This is a genomic window from Pseudomonas sp. PDM10, from assembly GCF_014852295.1.
GTDB lineage: Bacteria > Pseudomonadota > Gammaproteobacteria > Pseudomonadales > Pseudomonadaceae > Aquipseudomonas.
The window spans coordinates 556,811-578,344 of the sequence record NZ_JACVBJ010000003.1 but is presented as its reverse complement, the minus strand read 5'-3'; the positions used below and the strand labels follow the sequence as shown (position 1 = coordinate 578,344).

The 21,534-nt window shown below is 60.2% G+C and carries 20 protein-coding genes and 1 riboswitch; of the genes, 9 read left to right on the top strand and 11 right to left on the bottom strand.

The window, feature by feature from the left end; translation table 11 throughout:
• The first annotated feature begins 198 nt into the window (after positions 1 to 198).
• Positions 199 to 1,368, top strand: a complete 1,170-nt coding sequence (locus IB252_RS13790; RefSeq protein ID WP_192409190.1) for an MFS transporter — start codon at positions 199 to 201, stop codon at positions 1,366 to 1,368.
• Between the two features lie 111 nt (positions 1,369 to 1,479).
• Here IB252_RS13790 and IB252_RS13785 read toward each other — a convergent pair whose 3' ends face one another.
• Together IB252_RS13785 and IB252_RS13780 are read right to left on the bottom strand one after the other, a co-directional pair.
• A complete protein-coding gene (locus IB252_RS13785) occupies positions 1,480 to 2,364 on the bottom strand; it encodes a formate/nitrite transporter family protein (RefSeq protein ID WP_192409188.1) in 885 nt (294 codons plus the stop codon).
• A gap of 168 nt (positions 2,365 to 2,532) precedes the next feature.
• Positions 2,533 to 2,934 (bottom strand): acyl-CoA thioesterase, encoded by a 402-nt coding sequence (locus tag IB252_RS13780; protein ID WP_008152010.1) that lies wholly within the window; start codon positions 2,932 to 2,934, stop codon positions 2,533 to 2,535.
• A gap of 198 nt (positions 2,935 to 3,132) precedes the next feature.
• A riboswitch (S-adenosyl-L-homocysteine riboswitch) is annotated at positions 3,133 to 3,235 on the top strand.
• Positions 3,236 to 3,258: 23 nt separating this feature from the next.
• Between IB252_RS13780 and ahcY the strand changes: the two genes are divergently transcribed.
• The 4 genes from ahcY (at position 3,259) to IB252_RS13760 (ending at position 8,784) form a co-directional block, all read left to right on the top strand.
• Positions 3,259 to 4,668 (top strand): adenosylhomocysteinase, encoded by a 1,410-nt coding sequence (ahcY, locus tag IB252_RS13775; protein ID WP_008152012.1) that lies wholly within the window; start codon positions 3,259 to 3,261, stop codon positions 4,666 to 4,668.
• 155 nt (positions 4,669 to 4,823) lie between these two features.
• The gene (gene metF / locus IB252_RS13770; protein ID WP_033060421.1) at positions 4,824 to 5,669 is read left to right on the top strand and encodes a methylenetetrahydrofolate reductase [NAD(P)H]; all 846 of its coding nucleotides are present in this window, start codon (positions 4,824 to 4,826) and stop codon (positions 5,667 to 5,669) included.
• A gap of 193 nt (positions 5,670 to 5,862) precedes the next feature.
• Positions 5,863 to 6,678 carry a substrate-binding periplasmic protein gene (locus tag IB252_RS13765; protein ID WP_111448487.1) on the top strand — a complete coding sequence of 272 codons (816 nt, stop codon included), beginning with the start codon at positions 5,863 to 5,865 and terminating at the stop codon, positions 6,676 to 6,678.
• A 222-nt stretch (positions 6,679 to 6,900) separates the two neighbouring features.
• A complete protein-coding gene (locus tag IB252_RS13760; RefSeq protein WP_192409186.1) occupies positions 6,901 to 8,784 on the top strand; it encodes a DEAD/DEAH box helicase in 1,884 nt (627 codons plus the stop codon).
• A gap of 245 nt (positions 8,785 to 9,029) precedes the next feature.
• Here IB252_RS13760 and IB252_RS13755 read toward each other — a convergent pair whose 3' ends face one another.
• From IB252_RS13755 to IB252_RS13745, 3 genes are all read right to left on the bottom strand, one after another.
• Positions 9,030 to 9,623, bottom strand: a complete 594-nt coding sequence (locus IB252_RS13755; protein WP_225607416.1) for a YceI family protein — start codon at positions 9,621 to 9,623, stop codon at positions 9,030 to 9,032.
• A gap of 32 nt (positions 9,624 to 9,655) precedes the next feature.
• On the bottom strand, positions 9,656 to 10,207 hold the full coding sequence (locus tag IB252_RS13750) for a cytochrome b (RefSeq protein WP_192409182.1): 552 nt from the start codon (positions 10,205 to 10,207) through the stop codon (positions 9,656 to 9,658).
• Between the two features lie 263 nt (positions 10,208 to 10,470).
• Positions 10,471 to 12,228 carry a flavin monoamine oxidase family protein gene (locus tag IB252_RS13745; protein ID WP_192409180.1) on the bottom strand — a complete coding sequence of 586 codons (1,758 nt, stop codon included), beginning with the start codon at positions 12,226 to 12,228 and terminating at the stop codon, positions 10,471 to 10,473.
• Positions 12,229 to 12,451: 223 nt separating this feature from the next.
• Between IB252_RS13745 and IB252_RS13740 the strand changes: the two genes are divergently transcribed.
• Positions 12,452 to 13,858 (top strand): adenosylmethionine--8-amino-7-oxononanoate transaminase, encoded by a 1,407-nt coding sequence (locus tag IB252_RS13740; protein ID WP_192409178.1) that lies wholly within the window; start codon positions 12,452 to 12,454, stop codon positions 13,856 to 13,858.
• Between the two features lie 137 nt (positions 13,859 to 13,995).
• Positions 13,996 to 14,715, top strand: coding sequence for a 16S rRNA (uracil(1498)-N(3))-methyltransferase (locus IB252_RS13735; protein WP_192409176.1), 720 nt, complete (start codon positions 13,996 to 13,998; stop codon positions 14,713 to 14,715).
• Positions 14,716 to 14,876: 161 nt separating this feature from the next.
• Here IB252_RS13735 and IB252_RS13730 read toward each other — a convergent pair whose 3' ends face one another.
• The 3 genes from IB252_RS13730 to IB252_RS13720 are packed head-to-tail and all read right to left on the bottom strand — an operon-like array spanning position 14,877 to position 17,418.
• Positions 14,877 to 15,779 (bottom strand): transporter substrate-binding domain-containing protein, encoded by a 903-nt coding sequence (locus IB252_RS13730; RefSeq protein ID WP_192409174.1) that lies wholly within the window; start codon positions 15,777 to 15,779, stop codon positions 14,877 to 14,879.
• Positions 15,780 to 15,807: 28 nt separating this feature from the next.
• The gene (locus IB252_RS13725; protein ID WP_192409172.1) at positions 15,808 to 16,158 is read right to left on the bottom strand and encodes a RidA family protein; all 351 of its coding nucleotides are present in this window, start codon (positions 16,156 to 16,158) and stop codon (positions 15,808 to 15,810) included.
• Between the two features lie 18 nt (positions 16,159 to 16,176).
• Positions 16,177 to 17,418: a D-amino acid dehydrogenase gene (locus IB252_RS13720; protein WP_192409170.1), complete on the bottom strand. Its 1,242-nt coding sequence runs from the start codon at positions 17,416 to 17,418 to the stop codon at positions 16,177 to 16,179.
• Positions 17,419 to 17,525: 107 nt separating this feature from the next.
• On the opposite strand from IB252_RS13720, the gene IB252_RS13715 reads away from it, so the two are divergent.
• Positions 17,526 to 18,434, top strand: a complete 909-nt coding sequence (locus tag IB252_RS13715) for a LysR family transcriptional regulator (RefSeq protein WP_192409168.1) — start codon at positions 17,526 to 17,528, stop codon at positions 18,432 to 18,434.
• Positions 18,435 to 18,439: 5 nt separating this feature from the next.
• Here the strand turns inward: IB252_RS13715 and trhA are convergent, their stop codons facing one another.
• Positions 18,440 to 19,057, bottom strand: coding sequence for a PAQR family membrane homeostasis protein TrhA (trhA, locus tag IB252_RS13710; protein WP_192409166.1), 618 nt, complete (start codon positions 19,055 to 19,057; stop codon positions 18,440 to 18,442).
• Positions 19,058 to 19,195: 138 nt separating this feature from the next.
• Here trhA and IB252_RS13705 point away from each other — a divergent pair, with 138 nt between their 5' ends.
• Complete coding sequence (locus tag IB252_RS13705; RefSeq protein ID WP_192409164.1) at positions 19,196 to 20,116, top strand: LysR substrate-binding domain-containing protein; 921 nt, start codon at positions 19,196 to 19,198, stop codon at positions 20,114 to 20,116.
• A 184-nt stretch (positions 20,117 to 20,300) separates the two neighbouring features.
• Here the strand turns inward: IB252_RS13705 and madM are convergent, their stop codons facing one another.
• Together madM and madL are read right to left on the bottom strand one after the other, a co-directional pair.
• On the bottom strand, positions 20,301 to 21,065 hold the full coding sequence (madM, locus tag IB252_RS13700) for a malonate transporter subunit MadM (protein ID WP_192409162.1): 765 nt from the start codon (positions 21,063 to 21,065) through the stop codon (positions 20,301 to 20,303).
• A gap of 1 nt (position 21,066) precedes the next feature.
• Positions 21,067 to 21,483 carry a malonate transporter subunit MadL gene (madL, locus tag IB252_RS13695; protein ID WP_123369130.1) on the bottom strand — a complete coding sequence of 139 codons (417 nt, stop codon included), beginning with the start codon at positions 21,481 to 21,483 and terminating at the stop codon, positions 21,067 to 21,069.
• Positions 21,484 to 21,534: the final 51 nt, after the last annotated feature.

Here is a 21,534-nt window from a genome sequence, read left to right as displayed (position 1 = left end):
GTGCTCCTACGGGAAGCGGGGGAGATAATTGATTCGCCATATGTCAGCAGCTGTTTATACTGCAAGCGACCACGCCGCACTCAGTTGCGCACAGACTAATTCCAATAAATTTTTGCCACCGCCCGCTCTCGTCGAGAACGGGCGTCGGTATGCGTATGCCTGATCACAGCGTCAAGACTACCGACAGAGACCTTGCGCATGCCCCTCGCCTTGCTTGCCCTCGCTGTTGCCGCGTTCGGCATCGGCACCACTGAATTCGTCATCATGGGTTTGTTGCCCGACGTCGCCCGCGACCTCGCCGTGAGCATCCCCCACGCAGGCCTGCTGATCACCGGCTACGCCCTCGGCGTGGTGTTCGGTGCGCCGATCCTCGCAGTCGGCACCGCCAACATGCCGCGCAAAGCCACGCTGCTGGGCATGACCCTGATGTTCATCCTCGGCAACATTCTCTGCGCCCTGGCACCGAACTACGCCACGCTGATGGCCGCACGCGTGGTCACCGCGCTCTGCCACGGTGCGTTCTTCGGCATCGGTTCGGTGGTTGCCGCCGGTTTGGTGGCACCGAACAAACGCGCCCAGGCGATTGCGATGATGTTCACCGGCCTGACCCTGGCCAACGTGCTGGGCGTGCCTTTGGGCACCGCGCTCGGGCAATACGCCGGCTGGCGCTCGACGTTCTGGGCGGTGTCGGTGATCGGCGTGATCGCGGCTATCGCGCAATGGGTCTGGTTGCCGAAGGACATTGCGATGGACAAGGCCAACCTCGCCAGCGAGTTCAAAGTGCTGGGCAAAGTCAACGTGTTGCTGGCGCTGGGCATGAGCGTGCTGGCGTCGACCAGCCTGTTCAGCGTCTTCACTTACATTGCCCCCATCCTGCAAGACATCACCGGCGTCAGCCCGCATGGCGTGACCATCATGTTGTTGTTATTTGGTGTGGGTTTGACCGCAGGCAGCATGCTCGGTGGTCGCCTGGCTGACAGTCGATTGCTGCCATCGCTGGTGGGTATGGCGCTGGCCGTGCTGGTCGTGCTGGCCGCGTTCACACAGACCAGCCACTCGGTGATTCCAGCCGCAATCACCCTGGTGTTGTGGGGCATCTTCGCCTTTGCCCTGTGCCCGATCCTGCAGTTGCTGATCATCGATCAGGCACACGAAGCACCCAACCTCGGCTCGACGCTGAATCAGAGCGCGTTCAACCTCGGCAACGCAGCGGGCGCGTGGATTGGCGGGCTGGTGGTTGCCAGCGGCGCCGATCTGGCGGACTTGCCATGGACCGGTGCACTGGTCAGCGGTCTGACGGTACTGACCGCGTTGTTCTTTATTTACCTGCAGCGTCGCAGTTCAGCTGAAGTCAATGTGTCCGGTTGAATAGCTGCATCGCCCATGACATTGCTTTCGCGAGCAGGCTCCCACATGAACCGCGCCCCTCACTGTAGGAGTGAGCCTGCTCGCGATGAAGTTGACACGGTGCACCTGTCTTTACTTCTCTTCGCGCTTGCGTGAATCCGACGCCTGATCCGCACTCTTCTTCGGCGGGCCACTCTCGCTGCGAATTTGTGCATGGCTGATCAGCGCAAAGATGAAACTGCCGCCGACGATGTTCCCCGCCAGCGTCGGCCCGGCGAACACCAGCCAGAAATCCTTCCACGGCAACTCGCCGGCAAACACCAGATAAGAGACCTCGGCGGACCCGACCACGATGTGGGTGAAATCCCCCAGCGCCATGAGGTAGGTGATAAGGATGATGATCCACATCTTCGCGCTCTCCATGGACGGAATCATCCAGACCATGGTGGCGATCATCCAGCCCGACACAATGCCTTTGGCGAACATCTGGCTGGCGTCGTTCTCCATGATTTTGCGCCCGATATCAAGGAAGGCCAGGTCGGTCTTGCTGTCGAAAATCGGCAGATTCAGCATCACATACGCCACCAGCAACGTGCCGCAGAGGTTGCCCACCAGCACCACCGACCACAGGCGTAGCAATCGACCGAAATTGCTCAGCGTGGGTTTGGTCATGATCGGCAGCACCGCCGTCAGGGTGTTCTCGGTGAACAATTGCTGACGGGCGAGGATCACCGCGAGAAAGCCTGCGCAGTAACCGAAACTGGCGATCACCTTGAAGCCTTCGCCGTCCGGCAGACGGGAATTGAGCAGCCCCATGGCCATCAGCGACAGGCCCATGGTCAGGCCGGCGGCCAGTGCCGACCACCACAAGGCGGCGACACTGCGCTCGAGTTCCTGATCGCCCTGGGTGCGGATGATTTCGTGCAGCACCGCCGCCCGCGGCGGCTGGCTCTTGTCGACGTCGTGCTGTTCTTCAGGGGAGAGGTTCGGGGTCTTGCCGTCTTTTTGCGTGTCCATAAAGCTCCGGAACCCGTGGTGTGTGATGTAGGTACGACACGCGCGGTTCGGAGCTGTTCACTGATCGTACAAACGAAACCACCCCTGTAGGAGCATGGCTTGCCCGCGATGGGTTCACCTCGGCTTCGACGGCAACGCAAATGACGCCATCGCGAGCAAGCTTTGCTCCTACGGAGCGATGTCATCCTTGAACTGGTCTTTGACGTACGTGATCTCGGTCCGGCCGTGCGGCGCGGGCAAGCCGTCTTCGCCCAGATTGACGAAAACAATCTTCTCCACCGTCAGGATGCTTTTGCGGGTGATCTTGTTACGCACTTCGCACTTGAGGGTGATCGAGGTGCGACCGAATTCGGTGGCGGTGATGCCCAGTTCAATGATGTCGCCCTGGCGTGAGGCGCTGACGAAGTTGATCTCGGAAATGTACTTGGTGACCACACGCTGATTGCCCAGCTGGACGATGGCGTAGATTGCCGCTTCTTCGTCGAGCCAGCGCAACAGGCTGCCACCGAACAGCGTGCCGTTGGGGTTGAGGTCTTCGGGTTTTACCCATTTGCGGGTGTGGAAATTCATATTCACTCCTGAGCGTCTTGCCGAATGATGGTGGGCATCATGGCAGAGCCCGACCTGGAGCTCTATCAAGCATCGACTATGGTCTCGATTACCGTTCAGACATTGACCAACAGAAACGCTTTGGAAGTATCGCTCACACGGCTATAATCGCCACCGTTTCAAAACGGTAACGTTCCATTGATACCGTTTTCCCGCCACCTGTCCGAGGGGCGCTGCAGCAGGTTCGACCTGTCAGGCTCGGATGGGGCGTTGCTTGACCGTTATCGGTCAGACACTAAACGCACAACGGCGCCCATTCGCATACATTACGAATGGAGGCTCATCATGAGCGCTGTTATCACGCCTGCCGATTTTAACGATTACAAAGTTGCCGACATGTCCCTGGCTGCCTGGGGTCGTCGCGAAACCATCATCGCCGAATCCGAAATGCCTGCCCTGATGGGTCTGCGCCGCAAGTACGCCGGTGAGCAGCCGCTCAAAGGCGCGAAAATCCTCGGCTGCATCCACATGACCATTCAGACTGCCGTGCTGATCGAAACCCTGGTTGCCCTGGGTGCCGAAGTACGCTGGTCGTCCTGCAACATTTTCTCGACTCAAGACCAGGCCGCTGCCGCTATCGCTGCTGCCGGTATCCCGGTTTTCGCCTGGAAAGGCGAAACTGAAGAAGAGTACGAGTGGTGCCTGGAGCAAACCATCCTTAAAGATGGCGCGCCTTGGGATGCCAACATGATCCTCGACGACGGCGGCGACCTGACCGAGCTGCTGCACAAGAAGTACCCGGCGATCCTGGACCGCGTCCACGGCGTTACCGAAGAAACCACCACTGGCGTTCACCGCCTGCTGGACATGCTGGCCAAGGGCGAGCTGAAAATCCCGGCCATCAACGTCAATGACTCGGTCACCAAGAGCAAGAACGACAACAAGTACGGCTGCCGTCACAGCCTGAACGATGCGATCAAGCGCGGTACCGACCACCTGCTGTCCGGCAAGCAAGCGCTGGTCATCGGTTACGGTGACGTGGGCAAGGGCTCCGCTCAGTCCCTGCGTCAGGAAGGCATGATCGTTAAAGTCTCCGAAGTCGACCCGATCTGCGCCATGCAAGCCTGCATGGACGGTTACGAGCTGGTTTCGCCGTTCATCGACGGTATCAACAACGGTACTGAAGCAAGCATCGACAAAGCGCTGCTGGGCAAGATCGACCTGATCGTGACCACCACCGGTAACGTCAACGTTTGCGACTCGAACATGCTCAAAGCCCTGAAGAAGCGCGCTGTTGTCTGCAACATCGGCCACTTCGACAACGAAATCGACACCGCTTTCATGCGCAAGAACTGGGCATGGGAAGAAGTGAAGCCACAGGTTCACAAGATCCACCGTACCGGCCCTGGCGCATTCGACGCGCAGAACGACGACTACCTGATCCTGCTGGCCGAAGGCCGTCTGGTTAACCTGGGCAACGCCACCGGCCACCCAAGCCGCATCATGGACGGCTCGTTCGCCAACCAGGTTCTGGCTCAGATCTTCCTGTTCGGCCAGAAGTACGCCGACCTGTCGCCAGCCCAGAAAGCCGAGCGCCTGACTGTTGAAGTACTGCCGAAGAAACTCGACGAAGAAGTGGCCCTGGAAATGGTCCGCGGTTTCGGCGGCGTTGTGACTCAACTGACCAAGACTCAGGCCGACTACATCGGCGTGACCGTTGAAGGTCCGTTCAAGCCGCACGCTTACCGCTACTGATTGGTTCCTGCCACTCAGGCAGGAACTACGCTGACCTGTAGGAGCAGAGCTTGCTCGCGATAGCATCACCGCGATGCATTTGAAAAACCGCGGTGCCTGCATCGCGAGCAAGCTTTGCTCCTACAGCGGGTTCTCGTGTTTCCAAGGATATGACCATGTCCCAAGAACGTCGCTACAGCTTCGAGTTCTTCCCTACGAAGACCGACGCTGGGCATGAAAAACTGATCGCCACTGCCCGTCATCTGGCGACCTACAATCCTGACTTCTTCTCCTGCACCTACGGCGCTGGCGGTTCGACCCGTGATCGCACCCTCAACACCGTGTTGCAGCTCGAAAGCGAAGTCAAAGTCCCTGCCGCACCGCATTTGTCCTGCGTTGGCGACAGCAAGGACGACTTGCGCGGCCTGCTGGCCCAATACAAGGCGGCAGGCATCACCCGTATCGTTGCCCTGCGCGGTGACCTGCCTTCCGGCATGGGCATGGCCAGCGGTGAAATGCGCCACGCCAATGACCTGGTTGAATTCATTCGTGAAGAAACCGGCGATCATTTCCACATCGAAGTCGCCGCCTACCCGGAAATGCATCCGCAAGCGCGCAATTTCGAAGACGATCTGAACAACTTCGTGCGCAAGGCCAACGCTGGCGCCAACAGTGCAATCACCCAGTACTTCTTCAACGCCGACAGCTACTTCTACTTCGTCGAGCGTGTACGGGCGAAGGGCGTGAACATCCCGATCGTTCCGGGGATAATGCCGATCACCAACTACAGCAAGCTGGCGCGCTTCTCTGATGCCTGCGGCGCGGAAATCCCGCGCTGGATCCGCAAGCAGCTGGAAGCCTACGGTGATGACACCCAGAGCATTCAAGGCTTTGGTGAGCAAGTCATCACCGAGATGTGCGAACGCCTGCTGCAAGGTGGCGCGCCAGGGCTGCACTTCTACACGCTGAACCAGGCCGAACCGAGCCTGGCGGTGTGGAACAATCTGAAGTTGCCGCGCTAAAAGCCGTCAAAGCAAGATCAAGAGATCGCAGCCTGCGGCAGCTCCTACATCGGGCGTGTTTAATCCCTGTAGGAACTGCCGCAGGCTGCGATCTTTTGCTTTTAACGCCCTTTTTTTGTGCAACAACACTCTGAGTTAGAGCTTCTGGATCCCGTTTCTGGCTCTTTCCGGTTTCTCGTCGTAATCTCAAGCCATGCCTTTGATCGCGCAGTTACTGACCGTGTTTCTTTTTACTTGCCTGAGCTTCGCCGCTCGGGGCGAGAAGCTGCGCATTGTCACCGAACCCTGGGCGCCGTACGTGTACGAAGAAAACGGCAAATCCCTGGGGCTGGACTACGAAACTACCGCCATCGTCTTCAAACGCCTGGGCATCGAAGTGGAATGGCAGTTCCTGCCGTGGAAACGCTGCCTGTCGATGCTCGAAACGGGCCAGGCAGACGGCGCGCTGGACATCTTTCACAGCGATGAGCGCGACGCCACCCTGCTCTACCCCGGCGAGCCGCTCTCGGAAGTGGAGTTCGTGATGTTCTACGCCAATGAGCGGCCCCACCCTTTCCACACCCTGGCCGACCTGAAAGGGCTGACCATCGGCACTTCCCCGGGCTATCTGTACAGCCAGGACTTCAGCGAATCGACCCTGTTCACTCGCGAACCGGCGCCCACCCATGAAGCCAACTTCGGCAAACTGGTGCGCGGGCGGATCGACCTGCTGATCACGGATCGCAGGGTTGGTCAGCACTTGCTCGACCAATTGGGCATCCGCGACAAGATTACCGAGAACCCGACCGTCATCAGTCACCAGAGCCAGTTCCTGGCCGTACGCCGCAACGCCGGCATGGACTTGTTGGTGCAGCGTTTCGGCGCCGAACTCAAGCGCTTCAAGCGCGAGCCTGCGTACGCTGAATTGAGCGCCCGTTATGGCGCAGAACCGGCGGCCGAGGTCAAAGCCACCAGAGCCACCGCCGCCAGCGGAAAAACCGTTGAGCAGCAGGAAAGCGGCGCGCAGTGATTGCTCTGTTATACTCCGGCCTTCCCGCCAGGCTCACGCCCGGACGCTCGGACTTGTTCAAGGCATCTCGATCCCGCTACAGCGCAGCTTTTCAGCCCGCGCGAGCACTCCAGATGAGCCTTCTTGGCCCAGCAGGACCGGACGGGATTGCGTTCCTCTAAACGCCATTCGCGCCAGGCAAGACTCCCATTGGGCCAAGCCCTAACTAAAACAGGATTACTCATGTCCTTTGCTTCCCTCGGTCTCTCCGAGGCTTTAGTCCGCGCCATCGAGGCAGCGGGCTATACCGAGCCTACTCCGGTGCAACAGCGGGCCATTCCCGCCGTGTTGCAAGGTCGTGACCTGATGGTCGCGGCTCAGACAGGTACTGGCAAAACCGGCGGCTTCGCCCTTCCGATTCTGGAGCGGTTGTTCCCCAACGGTCACCCGGACAAATCCCAGCGTCACGGCCCGCGCCAACCGCGCGTACTGGTCCTGACCCCTACCCGCGAACTCGCGGCTCAAGTACACGAGAGCTTTAAGGTCTATGCCCGTGACCTGAAGTTCGTCAGCGCCTGCATCTTCGGCGGCGTCGGCATGAACCCGCAGGTTCAGGCCATGTCCCGCGGTGTTGACGTGCTGGTGGCCTGCCCCGGCCGCCTGCTCGACCTCGCCGGCCAAGGCAGCGTCGATTTGTCCCACGTGGAAATCCTCGTGCTGGACGAAGCCGACCGCATGCTCGACATGGGCTTTGTCCATGACGTGAAAAAGGTCCTGGCCCGTCTGCCGAGCAAACGTCAGAACCTGCTGTTCTCGGCGACCTTCTCCAAAGACATCACCGACCTCGCCGGCAAGCTACTGCACAACCCGGAACGCATCGAAGTCACGCCGCCGAACACCACGGTCGAGCGCATCGAACAGCGTGTTTTCCGTCTGCCAGCCAACCACAAGCGTTCGCTGCTGGCGCACCTGATCACCTCTGGTGCCTGGGAACAGGTGCTGGTGTTCACCCGCACCAAGCACGGCGCCAACCGCCTGGCCGAGTACCTGGACAAACACGGCCTCAGCGCCGTTGCGATCCACGGTAACAAGAGCCAGAACGCTCGCACCAAAGCCCTGGCCGACTTCAAGGCCGGCGAAGTGCGCATCCTGGTCGCCACCGACATCGCCGCTCGCGGCCTGGACATCGACCAGTTGCCACACGTGGTCAACTTCGAACTGCCGAACGTCGACGAAGATTACGTTCACCGTATCGGCCGTACTGGCCGTGCCGGTCGTTCGGGCGAAGCGATCTCGCTGGTCGCTCCGGACGAAGAAAAGCTGCTGAAAAGCATCGAGCGCATGACCAAGCAGAAGATTGCCGACGGCAACCTGATGGGCTTCGATTCCAGCGCTGTAGAAGCCGAGAAACCTGAAGTTCGCGAGCGTCCGGATGTGCGTAACCCGCGCAACCCACGTGGCCCGCGCGGCGACGGTCCGAACGGCACCGGCGGTGGCGGCGGTCGTAAAGACAAAGGCAAGGACAAGGGCGGCAAGGAAAAACCTGCAGCCACTGGCCGCGGCGATCGTCCGGCGCGTGAACACAAGCCACGCGAAGGCACTCCGGCTCGCGAACAACAGCGTCCGGCGCCACGCGCTGCTGCAGACCGTGCTCCGGACGAGTTCCTGGACGACGATATCGATAACTTCGGTAACCGCGTCGACTACGTTCCTCAAGCCAAACCGGCCCAGGGCCGTGGTCGTCGTCCGGGTGCTCCGGCACAAGGCGCCGCAGCTGGCGCAGGTGCAGGTGCTCCGCGCACTGGCGGCAAGCCTCAGGGTCGTCAAAGTGGCCCACGCAGCAGCGACGGTGCGACCACCGGCACGCCGCCGGCCAAGCGCAGCGGCCCACGCAACGGTGCTCCACGTGACGGCCAGGCCCGTCGCGAAGAGTCCCGCAACCGTCGCCCGGCTCGCACCGACGACCAGCCGCGTTCGGAACCGGCCGTGCAAAACCCGCGCGGCCCGGCACCGAAGATCATCCATAAAGAGTCGAAAACCGATCGGTTCCCGACTCCTGAGCAACTGGATCAACTGCCAGGCCGTCCGCGCGGCGAGAAACCAGCCTTGCTGACCCGCAACCGCTGATTTACCGCTGCCATAAAAAATGCCCCTGATCGCGAGATCAGGGGCATTTTTTTATGCATCACCAAACCCTGTAGGAGCAAAGCTTGCTCGCGATAGGTTCACCTCGGTGTGTGGTGTGGCTGATGACGTCATCGCGAGCAAGCTTTGCTCCTACAGGGTTCCGTGTCGTTGTTGCAGATTGCGCCAGGCAATAAAAAACGCCCCCGATCGTGAGATCGGGGGCGTTTTTGTTTTAGCGGCGAAAGTTACTTCGCTTTCACACCTTCAAACGTCACGTACAGCTCGACCGCGTCGGACGCTGGGCCCAGGTCTTTCTGCTTGCCGAAATCGGAACGCTTGATGCTGGTGGTGCCTTCAAAGCCGGCACGGTAGCCGCCCCATGGATCCTTGCCTTCACCCAGGAAAGTGGCCTTGACCACGACTGGCTTGGTCACGCCTGCAATGGTCAGGTCGCCGGTCACATCAGCAGTGTCTTTGCCAGCGGCGTTTTTGCCGGTGGATTTGACGCTGGTGGAAACAAACGTCGCTTTAGCGAATTTGCTCACATTCAGGAAGTCAGCGCTGGCGATGTGCTTGTCGCGCTCGGCATGGTTGGTGAACACGCTGGCGGTGTTCACGTTGAACTCGATCTTGCTGGCTTCAGGCTTGGCAGCGTCGAAGCTGAACTTGCCGTCGATGTCCTTGAAGGTACCGGTGATGTAGCTGTAGCCCAGGTGGCTGATCTTGAAGTCAACGAAGGCGTGCTGGCCTTCCTTGTCGACAACGTAGTCAGCTGCCATCACGTTGGCGGACAGCAAGGCAGAACCGATTGCCAGAGCAGCGAGCGTCTTTTTCAACATACTTTCTATTCCTTTGGAGTCGAGATTGAACATCAGGCTTTGCGTCCCAGCATTCGCGTCAGGGTCGCATCACGATCAATAAAGTGGTGTTTCAGTGCTGCCAACGCATGGAGACCGGAAAAAATGACCAGCGCCCAGGCCAGGTACAAATGAATCACACCGGCTGTATCTGCCTGATCCGGTAGTCCGGATATCAGTGCAGGAACTTCAAACAGGCCAAACACCGGAATCCCGACACCGTCTGCGGTGGAAATCAGGTAACCGGCAATCATCACAGCAAACAGACTGAGGTACAGGAACGAATGGCCGAACGTGGCGCCAATACGCGTCATGCGGCTATAGCTTTGGAGTGCGGGTGGTGGCGGACTGATAAAACGCCACAGCACCCGTAGAACCATAACGGCCAACAACACCAGGCCAATGCTCTTGTGCAAGTCCGGCGCGTCTTTGCGCCAGGTGCTGTAGTAGTCGAGACCTACCATCCACAAGCCCAACGCAAACAGACCGAAGACTGCCAACGCCACGCCCCAGTGCATGAAAATGCTGACCCAACCGTAGCGCGAAGAAGAATTACGTAGCTGCATTGCCCAAATCCTGTGAGAACTGCGACCAAGACTATCGAGTTATCTATCGAGTAAAAGCGGAAAATTTCGCTTTGAAATATCGAGAAATACGATCAAGAGTCTGAAATGGGTGAGTTAAGGAAAGATTAAAGATCCGCATGTAAGAAAAAATGCAGTCCAACTAAAGAACACCTGCGCCCTGATATTTATTCGATTCTTTATGTTGGTTTTCTTCAGGCATAAAAAAACGCGGCATTTCTGCCGCGTTTTTTTAATCCCAAAGCTTACTGCGCTTTGGTATCCGCCACCGGAGTCGCAGCGGGCTTGGCCGCTACTTTCTTCGCCGGTTCAGCTTTTTTCACCGGGGCCTTTTTGGCCTCGGCTTTGGCCGCAGGTTTTTTCGCTGCAGCTTTGGCCGGGGCTTTTTTGGCGGGTTCGGCTTTCACCGGGGCCACTGGTTTCGGCGCTTCGACCGGTGCTGGCGCTGGGGCCGGTGCAGGTGTTGGAGCCGGTGCCGGAGCAACCGGAGCCACTGGCTCTGGCGCCTTGACGGGTGCCGGTTTGTCGTCAGAACCACCGAACAGGTTGGTGAAGAAGTTACCTTTCTTCGCCGCCACCGCGCTGGCCGCCGCAACGGTCGTTGCCGGAACAACTTTCGCCGGTTCAAACGACTTGCCGGCCGCCAGGTCTTCTACCTGACTGGCTGCACGTTGACCGGTGCGAAGTGCGCCTTCCAGAGTGCCCGGGTACAAGGTGTCAGTGTGTTCGCCGGCAAAGGCTACACGCTGAATCGGACGTTCCCACAGGCGCCAGTACTTGCTGATCTGGCCAGGGCCGAAGGCCAGGTAAGCGCCGCCCATCGATGGATCGGTGCTGTAGCGGCGGATTTCGTAACCGGTGAACGAACCGCGTGCCTGTGGATAAAAAGCGTGCAGACGGATCAGCACCTGATCGACCATCTGCTTGTCGCCGAAGACCTGCATGACGCGCGCGTTGTCGCCGGACAGGTTGATCACCACGTTGGCGCCGCCCTTCAGTGCCGGCTCAACCCACAACATGCCCAGACCGGCGTTGCTGTAGATCTCACCGGTCATCCGCGCCTTGCTTTCCCACACGGGCGTCTTGAACTTCAGCATGATCTGGTCGCGCCAACCGTAGTTGGTGCCTTTGATCGCGCCCATGTGCTGGGCATCCAGCGACGGAGTCATCTGGATCTTATTCAGTGCGCGCAATGGCACGGCCACAACGACGTAGTCAGCCTGATAGCCAACGCTGCCGACCTTGACGGTCACGCCGTCCTTGTCCTGGGTGATCGCCGAGACCGGGGAGCTGGTCTTGATGGTTTTCAGTTGTTTGACGAACGCCTGGGCCAGCACCGGGCTACCGCCGGGCAGGCGCGAAGCACGCAGGTCACGGTCGGCAACGCCAAGGTAAACGCGGTTTTGCTGTGCGAAGTACAGCAGCGACAGGCGCGACGGTTCGTCATAACGGGTACGAATCTGCTGATTCACCAACTGACGTGCCGTGGTCGGCAGATTCAGACGGTCGAGCCAGTTGGACACGTTGATCTGGTCCAGGGCGAACAGTGTGCTGTTGGCCGCCGGGTTCTGCGGGTCTTCGATCGAGCGCGCCAGATCGTCCAGGGTCTTTTCGTAGCGCTTGAGCGCGTCGCTGGTGGCCGGCTGCTTGGTGGCCAGATCGGCGGCGGTGAAATACTCACCGTCAATCAGGTAGCCCGGGGTCCGCACGAACTCAGGGGCTGGCGTGGTGCTCAGCTTGAAGGTCGATACGTACTTGTTCAGAACCGGCTGGGTCTTGTCGTTGCCGATCCACTCACTGGTGGCCATGCCCGAGCGACCGCCCAGGCTCGGTTTGGCTTCCAGCAGGGTGACCTGCCAGCCCTTGTTTTGCAGTTCGTAAGCCGCGGTGAGGCCAGACAGCCCTCCGCCGATCACGATCGCCGTTTTATCCTTGGCCAGCGCAGACACGCTGAACAGCCCCAACATCACCAGCGCACAGGCGCGCAGCCAACCAGCAGACATTCAGCGAACTCCGGAAATACACGTAGGAAATAGCGGTTTTACGAGCCAGACGGCTCAAAGAACCGCGAAGAATACGTCAGCCATCAAAAGGCCGCCAGCGACGTCTATCCACCTATACAAAGTAGCTCAATTGAGACAATGGGTTGTCCCCACGTCACGCATTGCATAGGCTTGCGCGATTGTTTGCCCGCGCACGTCGCGAGCCGCCTCGAGGAGACTGAAAATGGGCCTGAATAATCAGTGGATGCAACGCGATCTCGCGGTGTTGTGGCATCCCTGCACCCAGATGAAAGACCACGAACAGCTGCCACTGATCCCGATCAAACGCGGTGAAGGCGTCTGGCTGGAAGACTTCGAAGGCAAACGCTACCTCGATGCCGTCAGCTCCTGGTGGGTCAACGTGTTTGGTCACGCCAACCCACGGATCAACCAACGCATCAAGGATCAGGTCGATCAGCTGGAGCACGTCATCCTTGCCGGTTTCAGTCATCAGCCAGTGATCGAGTTGTCCGAGCGCCTGGTAAAAATGACGCCGGAAGGCCTGACCCGGTGCTTCTACGCCGATAACGGTTCGTCCTGCATCGAAGTCGCGCTGAAAATGAGCTTTCACTATTGGCTCAACCGCGGCCAGCCGAACAAGAAGCGCTTCGTCACCCTGACCAACAGCTACCACGGCGAGACCATGGCGGCGATGTCGGTGGGCGACGTGCCGCTGTTCACCGAAACCTACAAGGCGCTGTTGCTGGACACCATCAAGGTGCCGAGCCCCGATTGCTACCATCGCCCCGAGGGCATGAGCTGGGAAGAACACTCGCGCAACCTGTTCGCTGCCATGGAACAGACCCTGGCCGAGAACCACGACACCGTAGCGGCCGTCATCGTCGAGCCGCTGATCCAGGGCGCCGGCGGCATGCGCATGTACCACCCGGTGTACCTGAAACTGCTGCGCGAAGCCTGCGACCGCTATGGCGTGCACCTGATCCACGACGAAATCGCCGTCGGCTTTGGCCGCACCGGGACGATGTTCGCCTGTGAACAGGCCGGCATCCGCCCGGACTTCCTCTGCCTGTCCAAGGCCCTGACCGGCGGTTACCTGCCGTTGGCGGCCTGCGTGACCACCGAAGATGTCTACAGCGCTTTCTACGACGACTACCCGACCCTGCGCGCCTTCCTGCATTCCCACAGCTACACCGGCAATCCGCTGGCGTGCGCGGCGGCATTGGCGACGCTGGATATCTTCGAAGAAGACAACGTCATCGAGAACAACAAGGCGCTGGCCCAGCGCATGGCGAGCGCCACCGCGCACCTGGCCGATCACCCGAACGTTTCGGAAGTACGCCAGACCGGCATGGTGCTGGCCATCGAGATGGTCAAGGACAAGGCCACCAAGGAAGCTTATCCATGGCAGGAACGTCGCGGCTTGAAAGTGTTCCAGCATGCGTTGGAGCGTGGTGCTTTACTTCGACCGTTGGGCAGCGTGGTGTACTTCCTGCCGCCGTACGTGATCACGCCTGAACAGATCGACTTTCTGGCCGAAGTGGCGAGTGAAGGCATCGACATCGCGACCCGCGATAGCGTCAGTGTTTCGGTGCCGAAAGACTTTCACCCGGGTTTCCGCGATCCGGGCTAAAAGACCGACACAGGTCCCCTGTTGTGAGGAAATTTATCTGTGGTGAAGGGATTTATCCCCTCACCACAATTAATCCCCTCGCCACACATAGTCAGCAGCCACAAAAGCAACTCCGATCCAATTTCCAGAGAACCCGCATGAGACTGTCCCGCTTCTTTATCGACGCCCCCTTGAGCACCGGCGAACACGAGTTGCCCGAGGCCCAGGCCCATTACATCAGCCGCGTGCTGCGCATGGCCGAGGGTGATGCGCTGCAACTGTTCGACGGCTCGGGCCACGAGTTCCGCGCCACGCTGGTGGAGGTCGGCAAGAAGCGCGTTGTCGTGCAGATCGATGAAAGCTTCGCCGGGCAGGTCGAGTCGCCCTTGTCGATCCATCTCGGCCAGGGCTTGTCCCGTGGCGAGCGGATGGATTGGGCGATTCAGAAAGCCACCGAGCTGGGCGTCACGGAAATCACCCCGATTTTTAGCGACCGCTGTGAAGTCCGGTTGAAGGATGAGCGCGCCGACAAACGCCTGATGCACTGGCGCCAGGTTGCGATCAGCGCGTGCGAGCAATGCGGGCGTTCACGGGTGCCGGTGATTCATCCGCCGCTGCTGTTGGCCGATTGGCTGAAGCAGACGCAGGCCGAATTGAAACTGGTCCTGCATCCGGTGGCTGAGTCGTTGGTGAGCCATGCAAAACCGGCGACGCTGGCGTTTTTGATCGGCCCGGAAGGCGGGTTGTCCGATGCGGAAGTCGAGCAGGCCAAGGCTGGCGGTTTTCACGCCGCCCGCCTCGGCCCCCGCGTGTTGCGCACCGAAACCGCGCCCGTCGTGGCATTGGCGGTTGCCCAACAGCTTTGGGGCGACTTTTAGGGCCTCTTCGCGAGCAAGTCGAATCGTCGCACCGCCGCTCCCACAGGAGACCGCGTACTGATTGTTCCCACGCTCTGCGTGGGAATGCAGCCCGTGACGCTCCGCGTCACTGGACGCGGAGCGTCCCTTGAGGCATTCCCACGCAGAGCGTGGGAACGATCTTATTGCACCGGATCACTCACCGGTTTGGCGATGATCGCCTTCAGTTCGCTGGTCATCGGAAATTCCAGGTTCAGGCCTTTGGGTGGAATCGGTTGCTGGAACCAGCGCTGATAGATGCCGTTGATCTCGCCCGAGCTGTACAGATCGGCGAGGGTCGAGTTCACCAATTCGAGAAACTGCGGGTCGTCCTTGCGCACCATGCAGCTGTAGATTTCCCGCGACTGCTCCTCGCCCACCACCACCCAATTATGCGGATCGCGGGCCTTGGCGCGTTCGCCGTAAAGCAACGCGTCATCCATATAGAACGCCGCCGCCCGACCGGACTGCAACATCTGGAAGGCTTCGCCGTGGTCCTTGGCGCTGATCACGAACATATCGATCTTGTGATCGACGTTGTAGCTCTTCAGAAACCGCTCGTTGGTGGTGCCGGCGGTGGTCACGACGTTCTTGCCGCGCAGGTCGGCGAAGCTTTTGATGCCGCTGTCCTTCGCCGTGAGCAACTGCCCCTTCACGTAGATAAACCCGTAGGAAAATGCCACTTGCTGCATGCGCTCGGCAGTCACGCCGGTTGAGCCGCATTCAAGGTCGACCGTGCCGTTCTGCACCAGCGGAATGCGCGTTTGCGAGGTCACCAGGTTGTACTTCACCTGCAGATCCGGCAGCTCGAGCTTTTGCTTGATGCGCTCGACAATCTTGCTCGCCAGGTCCACCGAATAGCCCATCGGCTGCCCCGTGTGATCACCCACGTAAGAGAACGGCACCGACGCGTCGCGATAGCCCAGCGTGATGCTCTTGGCATTGGCGACCTTGTTCAGCGTGCCGGTCAGTGGCGCTTCGTTGGCCTGGACCTGACTGGCGAGCAGCAGGCCGAGGGTGCAGCCGATCAACGTGATTTTTTGCATTGTTATTCTCCGTTGTGGGTTTAAACGATTAGCGGCGGGCGGCGATCACGGTGATTTCCACCAGCACTTCTGGACGTGCCAGTTGCGCCTGCAAAGTAGTGCGGGTCGGCGCCATGCCCGGCGACAACCACTGCGACCAGACCTCGTTCATGGCGGCGAAATCGCGGCCAATGTCGTTCAGGTAAATGGTCGCGTTGAGCAGATGATCCTTGTCGCTGCCAGCCTCGGCCAGCAACGCGTCGATCTTCGCCAGCACCTCGGCGGTTTGGCCGGTGACGTCGGTGCTGTCACCCGAGACTTGTCCCGAGAGAAACACCAGATCGCCAAAGGTCACCGCGCCAGAGAGTCGGCTGTTGCTGTGGATACGGTTGATGCTCATCGGTTTTTCCTTTTCAAGTCAGGCGACGCGGGGGGCGAGGCCCTGCATTTCGATTGAAGGTGCGCGCCGGGCGATCAACTCGCTGAGCAACCGGGCGCTGCCACAGGCCAGGGTAAAACCCAGGGCGCCATGGCCGAGGTTGAGCCACAGGTTGCGGTACGCCGTGGCCCCGATCAACGGCACGCCGCTGGGGGTGGCCGGGCGCATGCCGGCCCATTCGATGGCGGCGTCGTAATCACCGGCATTGGGCAAGGTTTCCTGCGCCTGACGCTTGATCAGCGCCAGGCGTTTGGGGTCGAGCGCCGGGTCGAAGCCGACAATGTCCACCATCGCCGCCACGCGCAGTTGGTCACCGATGCGGGCGTAAACGATCTTGCGGTTGTAATCGGTGATGCTCAGCTCCGGCGCACGATGTTCGGCGCGGATGGGCAAGGTCAGGCTGTAGCCCTTGAGCGGATACAGCGGCAGGTTCATGCCGGGCAGCGCCAGCGCCGGACTGCGATGGCCGGCGGCAATCACCAGTTGCTCGACCGGCAGCACCTGCGAACCCATTTCGACGGCCTGCACCGCGCCGTCCACGTGGCGAATGCCGGTGACCTTGCGTCCGAGCAAAAACTCGCAACGCCCCGACGCCTGGAGCCGAGCCAACAGTTGCTGGCAGAACGCATGGCAATCGGCGACCTCTTCGTCGGGGGTATAAATCGCGCCCACAAACGGCGCCTCGGCCAGTGCTGGCTCCAGTTGGGCGCATTCGGCCCGCGACAGCACGTGCTGCTGTTGCGGATCGGCCAGGCCATGGCGCGCATGCTCAAAACTGGCGGCTTCACGAAACGTCACCAGTTTGCCGTTGCGCCGCCAGTCGAAACCGTCGAGGCGGTCTTCTTCGCGCCAGCCTTGCAGCGTGGACTGGCTCAGCAGCGCCAGACGCAGCAGGTGCGCGCCGTTGCGCTGATTCACCGAACGACGGCAGGCTGCCAGGAAAGACGCCATCCAGCGCCATTGCGCCGGGTCCAGGCGCGGACGCAGCTTCAACGGCGAGTCACCGCGAAGCATCCAGCCAAGCGCCTGAAGCGGTACGCCGGCATCGGCCAGCGGCGCGACGTAACGGTAAGACAACTGGCCGCCGTTGGCGAAACTGGTCTCGCTGCCCAGCGAGTCCCGGGCCTCGATCAACGTCACGTCGATGCCGTCGCGCACCAGTGCGTAAGCCGTCGTCAGCCCGATGACGCCACCACCGATGATGCAAACTCGCTGAGCCATGTCTGTCCTTAACCGTTGTTGAAACAGGCTTCAGATTAGGACCAGGTGACAGGCGTTGAACAATGCATAAAGATGCCTGCCCCATAAACAAAGGTTATGGACTTGCCATGCGACTGCGACACATCGAGATTTTCCAGGCCATTCGCCAGACCGGTTCGGTCAGTGGCGCCGCGCAGTTGCTGCACGTGTCGCAGCCGGCGGTGAGCAAAGTGCTGCAACACGCCGAGCAGCAACTGGGCTTCCCGTTATTCCTGCGGGTACGCGGTAAATTGCAGGCCACCCCCGAAGCGCTGGAGCTCGAGCGCGAAGTCGACAAGGTCACCGAAAGCCTGCAAGGCGTGCGACGCCTGGCCCAGAGCCTGCGTCGCGAGCCGGGTCATAGCGTGCGGATCGGCGCGATTCCGGCGCTGGCCTTGTCGCTGCTGCCGCCGGCCATCAACGAATGGACGCAACGCTACCCGGACATCGTCTGCGAGCTGTCCAGCGCCCACAGCCGTGAGCTGATGCAGAATTTGTTGATGCGCGAAGTGGATGTCGCGCTGACCTTGCAGCCGCCGGATCACCCGGGCCTGAAGGCGCAGGTATTGGCCTGCGGGGTTTTGGTGGCGCTGGCGCCGTTGGGTTATTGGGCCGACGACGCCTTGGGCCAACCGTTGCCATTGATCGAACTGGCCGGTGCGCCGCTGATCGGCCTGTCCAGCGCCGATCCGCTGGCGGCCAGGCTCGACAGCTACCTTGAGGCGGTCGAGCCGCCGCCACGGGTTCGCATCGCCGTGCAGACCTATTCGCTGGCGCGGGCGATGGTTGAATCCGGTGCCGGGCTGGCGGTGATCGACCCGTTTACCGCGCTCGGCGCGTCCCCCGCCACCACAGCGATTCGACCTTTGGCGCCAGCGTTACCGATCACCCTGTACGCGGTGACCCGCGCCGACGAATCGCCGCCCCACACCCTGAGCGACTTGTTGCAGGTGTTCAGCCGACGAGCGCAGGCACAGCTGGATCGCTTGATCCCGTAGAGGTCTCAAAGGACATAAAACATAATCGCCACGAAGTGCAGCAGACTCCCGGCGATCACGAACAGATGCCAGATCCCGTGGGCATGGCGCAGACGATGATCGAGGGCAAAAAAGATAATGCCCACGGTGTACAACACCCCGCCTGATGCCAACCAGGTAAAACCGACAGGGCCCAACGCTGCCAGTAACGGCTTGACCGCCACCAGCACGATCCAGCCCATCACCGCGTAGATCACGATCGACAAAATCCGCGCTTCGGAACGCGGTTTAATCTCTTGCAGGATGCCGATCAGCGCCAATCCCCAGACAATTCCGAACAGGGTCCAGCCCCACGGCCCGCGTAGCGTCACGAGACAGAATGGCGTGTAGCTGCCGGCAATCAACAGGTAGATCGAAAAGTGATCGACCTTCTGCATGATCGCTTTCTTGCGCCCACGCACGCTGTGGTAAACGGTCGACGCGCTGTAAAGCACCAACAAGGTGAACCCGTAGATCGCCACGCTGACAATCTTCCACGGGCTGCCGTCCATACTGGCGATCACCAGCATCCACACCACCCCGACCACCGCTGCCACCGCCCCGACCAGATGCGTCCAGGCGTTCAATCTTTCCCCGTGATACATGTGTTGCTCACCTCAAGATTCGTTGCAACATCGCGCAAGGCTCAGGCCTTGAGGGTAAAAGCGCAATGTTTCAAAACACAAATCCCCCAAGAACTCACATACGTGCACAATCGGGTTATTCGAATAAGAGTCTGCACCATGCTGATCGATGAAGAGTTGACCCTGAAAAAACTCGAGGTGTTCCTGGCCTTCATGCGCACCGGCAACCTGGCCCGCGCCGCTGCCGAGTTGCAAACCAGCAACGTCAGCGTGCACCGCGCCATTCACTCCCTGGAAAACGCCCTGCGTTGCCCGCTATTCAAACACGAAGGTCGCAACCTGACCCCACTCGAAAGCGCTTATGTGCTGGAAGAACGGGCGCAGAAGCTGATTCAGGACGTGGTCGAAACCGTGCGCCTGACCCGCGAAGCCGCCGGGTTCTCCGCTGAACGCTTCAAGCTTGGTTCACTGTATTCGCTGACGGTGAAAACCGTGCCGCAGCTGATCATGGGCCTGAAGATCCGCCGCAGCGAACTCAACATCGACCTGATCCTCGGCTCGAACTTCGACCTGCTGTACAAGCTCAAGAACATGGAAGTCGACGCGATCCTGGTGTCGCTGGACGAGAGCGTCAACGACCCGGACTGCGAGCAGATTCCGCTGTTTTCCGACGACATCTTTCTCGCCACACCGGCGGATTCAAAGTTTGCCCAACGGACAGAAGTCGACCTTGCCGAAGTGCGCGACGAGACATTCATTACGCTGACCCAGGGCTTTGCCACGCACCAGGACGGTAATCGGGTGTTCAAGCAGGCGGGGTTCGAACCGAAGGTGGCGATGCAGGTCAACGACATCTTCACCCTGCTGAGCATGGTCAGCTCGGGCGTGGGGTATGCGTTGCTGCCGGGACGGATTGCGGCGGTGTATGAGAACCGGGTGAAGCTGATTCCGTTGCAGGAAAAGTATCGGTTGCAGCAGCACATTGGCGTGGTGTTCTTGAAGGCCAAGGAGCGCGATCCGAATCTGTTGGCGTTGCTGGCGGAGTGTCGGATGTATGCGAACCGGAATGCTGCGGTGTGACTAAGAACCACCCCTCACCCCAGCCCTCTCCCCAGAGGGGAGAGGGGAAAGGGAGCCGATCTCCATGGTTTTCAAAACCGGAGTTCGACTCGATATTTCAGGTCGCAGTATTTCTAAAGAAATCCCGGATCAGTTCCCTCGCCCCTCTGGGGAGAGGGTTAGGGTGAGGGGTCGATCTTGAGTCCTACCCGACAATCCCGCGAACAATGAAGTACAACAACGAAGGCCCCAGCAAGCACCCAAGCCCGGTGTGGAACGTCGCCGTCAACGCGCCATAAGGCACCAACCGCCGATCCGTCGCCGCCAACCCGGCCGTCACACCGCTCACCGTCCCGGCCAACCCACCAAACACCATCGCCGAGCGCGGGTTATCCAACCCCATCCATTTCGCCGCCATCGGCGTGCCAACCATCACAAAAATCGCCTTGATCAACCCAGTGGCAATCGACAACGCCACCACATCCGAACTCGCGCCAATCGCCGCCCCGGTCACCGGCCCGACGATGTAGGTCACCGCACCCGCGCCGATGGTGGTCATGCTGATCGCATCGCGATAACCGAACACCCAGGCCATGCTTGCGCCAACAATGAATGGCAGGATCGTGCCCAGCAGCAGCGCAATCACACCGATCAAACCGGCCTTTTTCGCTTCGGTGGCTTGCACTTCGAACGCCGTGGCGACGATCGCAAAGTCCCGCAGCATGGCGCCGCCCATCAGACCGATGCCGGAAAACAGCGTCAGGTCCGCCAGGCCTTTTTGCCCGCCCGTCATCGTGCCGCCGACCCAGGCCAGAACAAGCCCGATGACGATGGCAATCGCCGAACCGTGAATCCGTCCGAACGTCAGGCGCTTGGACAGCACCACCGACACCCACATGATCACGCCGACGAACGCGAACGCCGTCACCAGACTGTTATTGGTCAGCCCCTTCTCAATGAGTTCCCACATATCAGCGACCTCCTACTGGCGTGCCGACCGGCGTTACTTGCGCCGGTTCATCGGGCAACGGTTCGCCTTTGTGAGTCCGGCTGATCAGGGCAATGGTGCAACCGCAGATCACCACCGAACCGATCGCCGCCAGCACCGCCACCGGGCCGCCGTGCAGGGCGGTGACGACGTTTTGTTGCGCAGCCATAGCGACCACCACCGGAATGTACATGGCGCCCCAGAAGCCGACGCCCATCTCGCAATCCTTGGTCATGCCGCCGCGTTTTTGCATCCACAACCGCGCGCAGATCAACAGGATCATCGCGATCCCGACGCCGCCAACGTTGGATTTCACGCCCAGCAACACGCCGAGCATGTCGCCTACGATCACCCCTGCCAGCGTACAAATCGCTAACAGCGCCACACCGTAAATAATCATTGTTGTTGTCCTCAAAGTGCATCGTCGAATGTTGTTTTTGTTGTTCGAAGG

Excerpts from the sequence above, each read along its gene's own strand:
- madM (WP_192409162.1), bottom strand. The coding sequence starts at position 21,065 with ATGTGGGAACTCATTGAGAAGGGGCTGACCAATAACAGTCTGGTGACG.
- IB252_RS13760 (WP_192409186.1), top strand. The coding sequence starts at position 6,901 with ATGTCCTTTGCTTCCCTCGGTCTCTCCGAGGCTTTAGTCCGCGCCATC.
- trhA (WP_192409166.1), bottom strand. The coding sequence starts at position 19,057 with ATGTATCACGGGGAAAGATTGAACGCCTGGACGCATCTGGTCGGGGCG.
- IB252_RS13745 (WP_192409180.1), bottom strand. The coding sequence starts at position 12,228 with ATGTCTGCTGGTTGGCTGCGCGCCTGTGCGCTGGTGATGTTGGGGCTG.
- madL (WP_123369130.1), bottom strand. The coding sequence starts at position 21,483 with ATGATTATTTACGGTGTGGCGCTGTTAGCGATTTGTACGCTGGCAGGG.
- IB252_RS13705 (WP_192409164.1), top strand. The coding sequence starts at position 19,196 with ATGCTGATCGATGAAGAGTTGACCCTGAAAAAACTCGAGGTGTTCCTG.
- IB252_RS13720 (WP_192409170.1), bottom strand. The coding sequence starts at position 17,418 with ATGGCTCAGCGAGTTTGCATCATCGGTGGTGGCGTCATCGGGCTGACG.
- IB252_RS13715 (WP_192409168.1), top strand. The coding sequence starts at position 17,526 with ATGCGACTGCGACACATCGAGATTTTCCAGGCCATTCGCCAGACCGGT.
- IB252_RS13730 (WP_192409174.1), bottom strand. The coding sequence starts at position 15,779 with ATGCAAAAAATCACGTTGATCGGCTGCACCCTCGGCCTGCTGCTCGCC.
- IB252_RS13765 (WP_111448487.1), top strand. The coding sequence starts at position 5,863 with ATGCCTTTGATCGCGCAGTTACTGACCGTGTTTCTTTTTACTTGCCTG.
- IB252_RS13780 (WP_008152010.1), bottom strand. The coding sequence starts at position 2,934 with ATGAATTTCCACACCCGCAAATGGGTAAAACCCGAAGACCTCAACCCC.
- IB252_RS13735 (WP_192409176.1), top strand. The coding sequence starts at position 13,996 with ATGAGACTGTCCCGCTTCTTTATCGACGCCCCCTTGAGCACCGGCGAA.
- IB252_RS13750 (WP_192409182.1), bottom strand. The coding sequence starts at position 10,207 with ATGCAGCTACGTAATTCTTCTTCGCGCTACGGTTGGGTCAGCATTTTC.
- IB252_RS13740 (WP_192409178.1), top strand. The coding sequence starts at position 12,452 with ATGGGCCTGAATAATCAGTGGATGCAACGCGATCTCGCGGTGTTGTGG.
- IB252_RS13790 (WP_192409190.1), top strand. The coding sequence starts at position 199 with ATGCCCCTCGCCTTGCTTGCCCTCGCTGTTGCCGCGTTCGGCATCGGC.
- ahcY (WP_008152012.1), top strand. The coding sequence starts at position 3,259 with ATGAGCGCTGTTATCACGCCTGCCGATTTTAACGATTACAAAGTTGCC.
- IB252_RS13755 (WP_225607416.1), bottom strand. The coding sequence starts at position 9,623 with ATGTTGAAAAAGACGCTCGCTGCTCTGGCAATCGGTTCTGCCTTGCTG.
- IB252_RS13725 (WP_192409172.1), bottom strand. The coding sequence starts at position 16,158 with ATGAGCATCAACCGTATCCACAGCAACAGCCGACTCTCTGGCGCGGTG.
- metF (WP_033060421.1), top strand. The coding sequence starts at position 4,824 with ATGTCCCAAGAACGTCGCTACAGCTTCGAGTTCTTCCCTACGAAGACC.
- IB252_RS13785 (WP_192409188.1), bottom strand. The coding sequence starts at position 2,364 with ATGGACACGCAAAAAGACGGCAAGACCCCGAACCTCTCCCCTGAAGAA.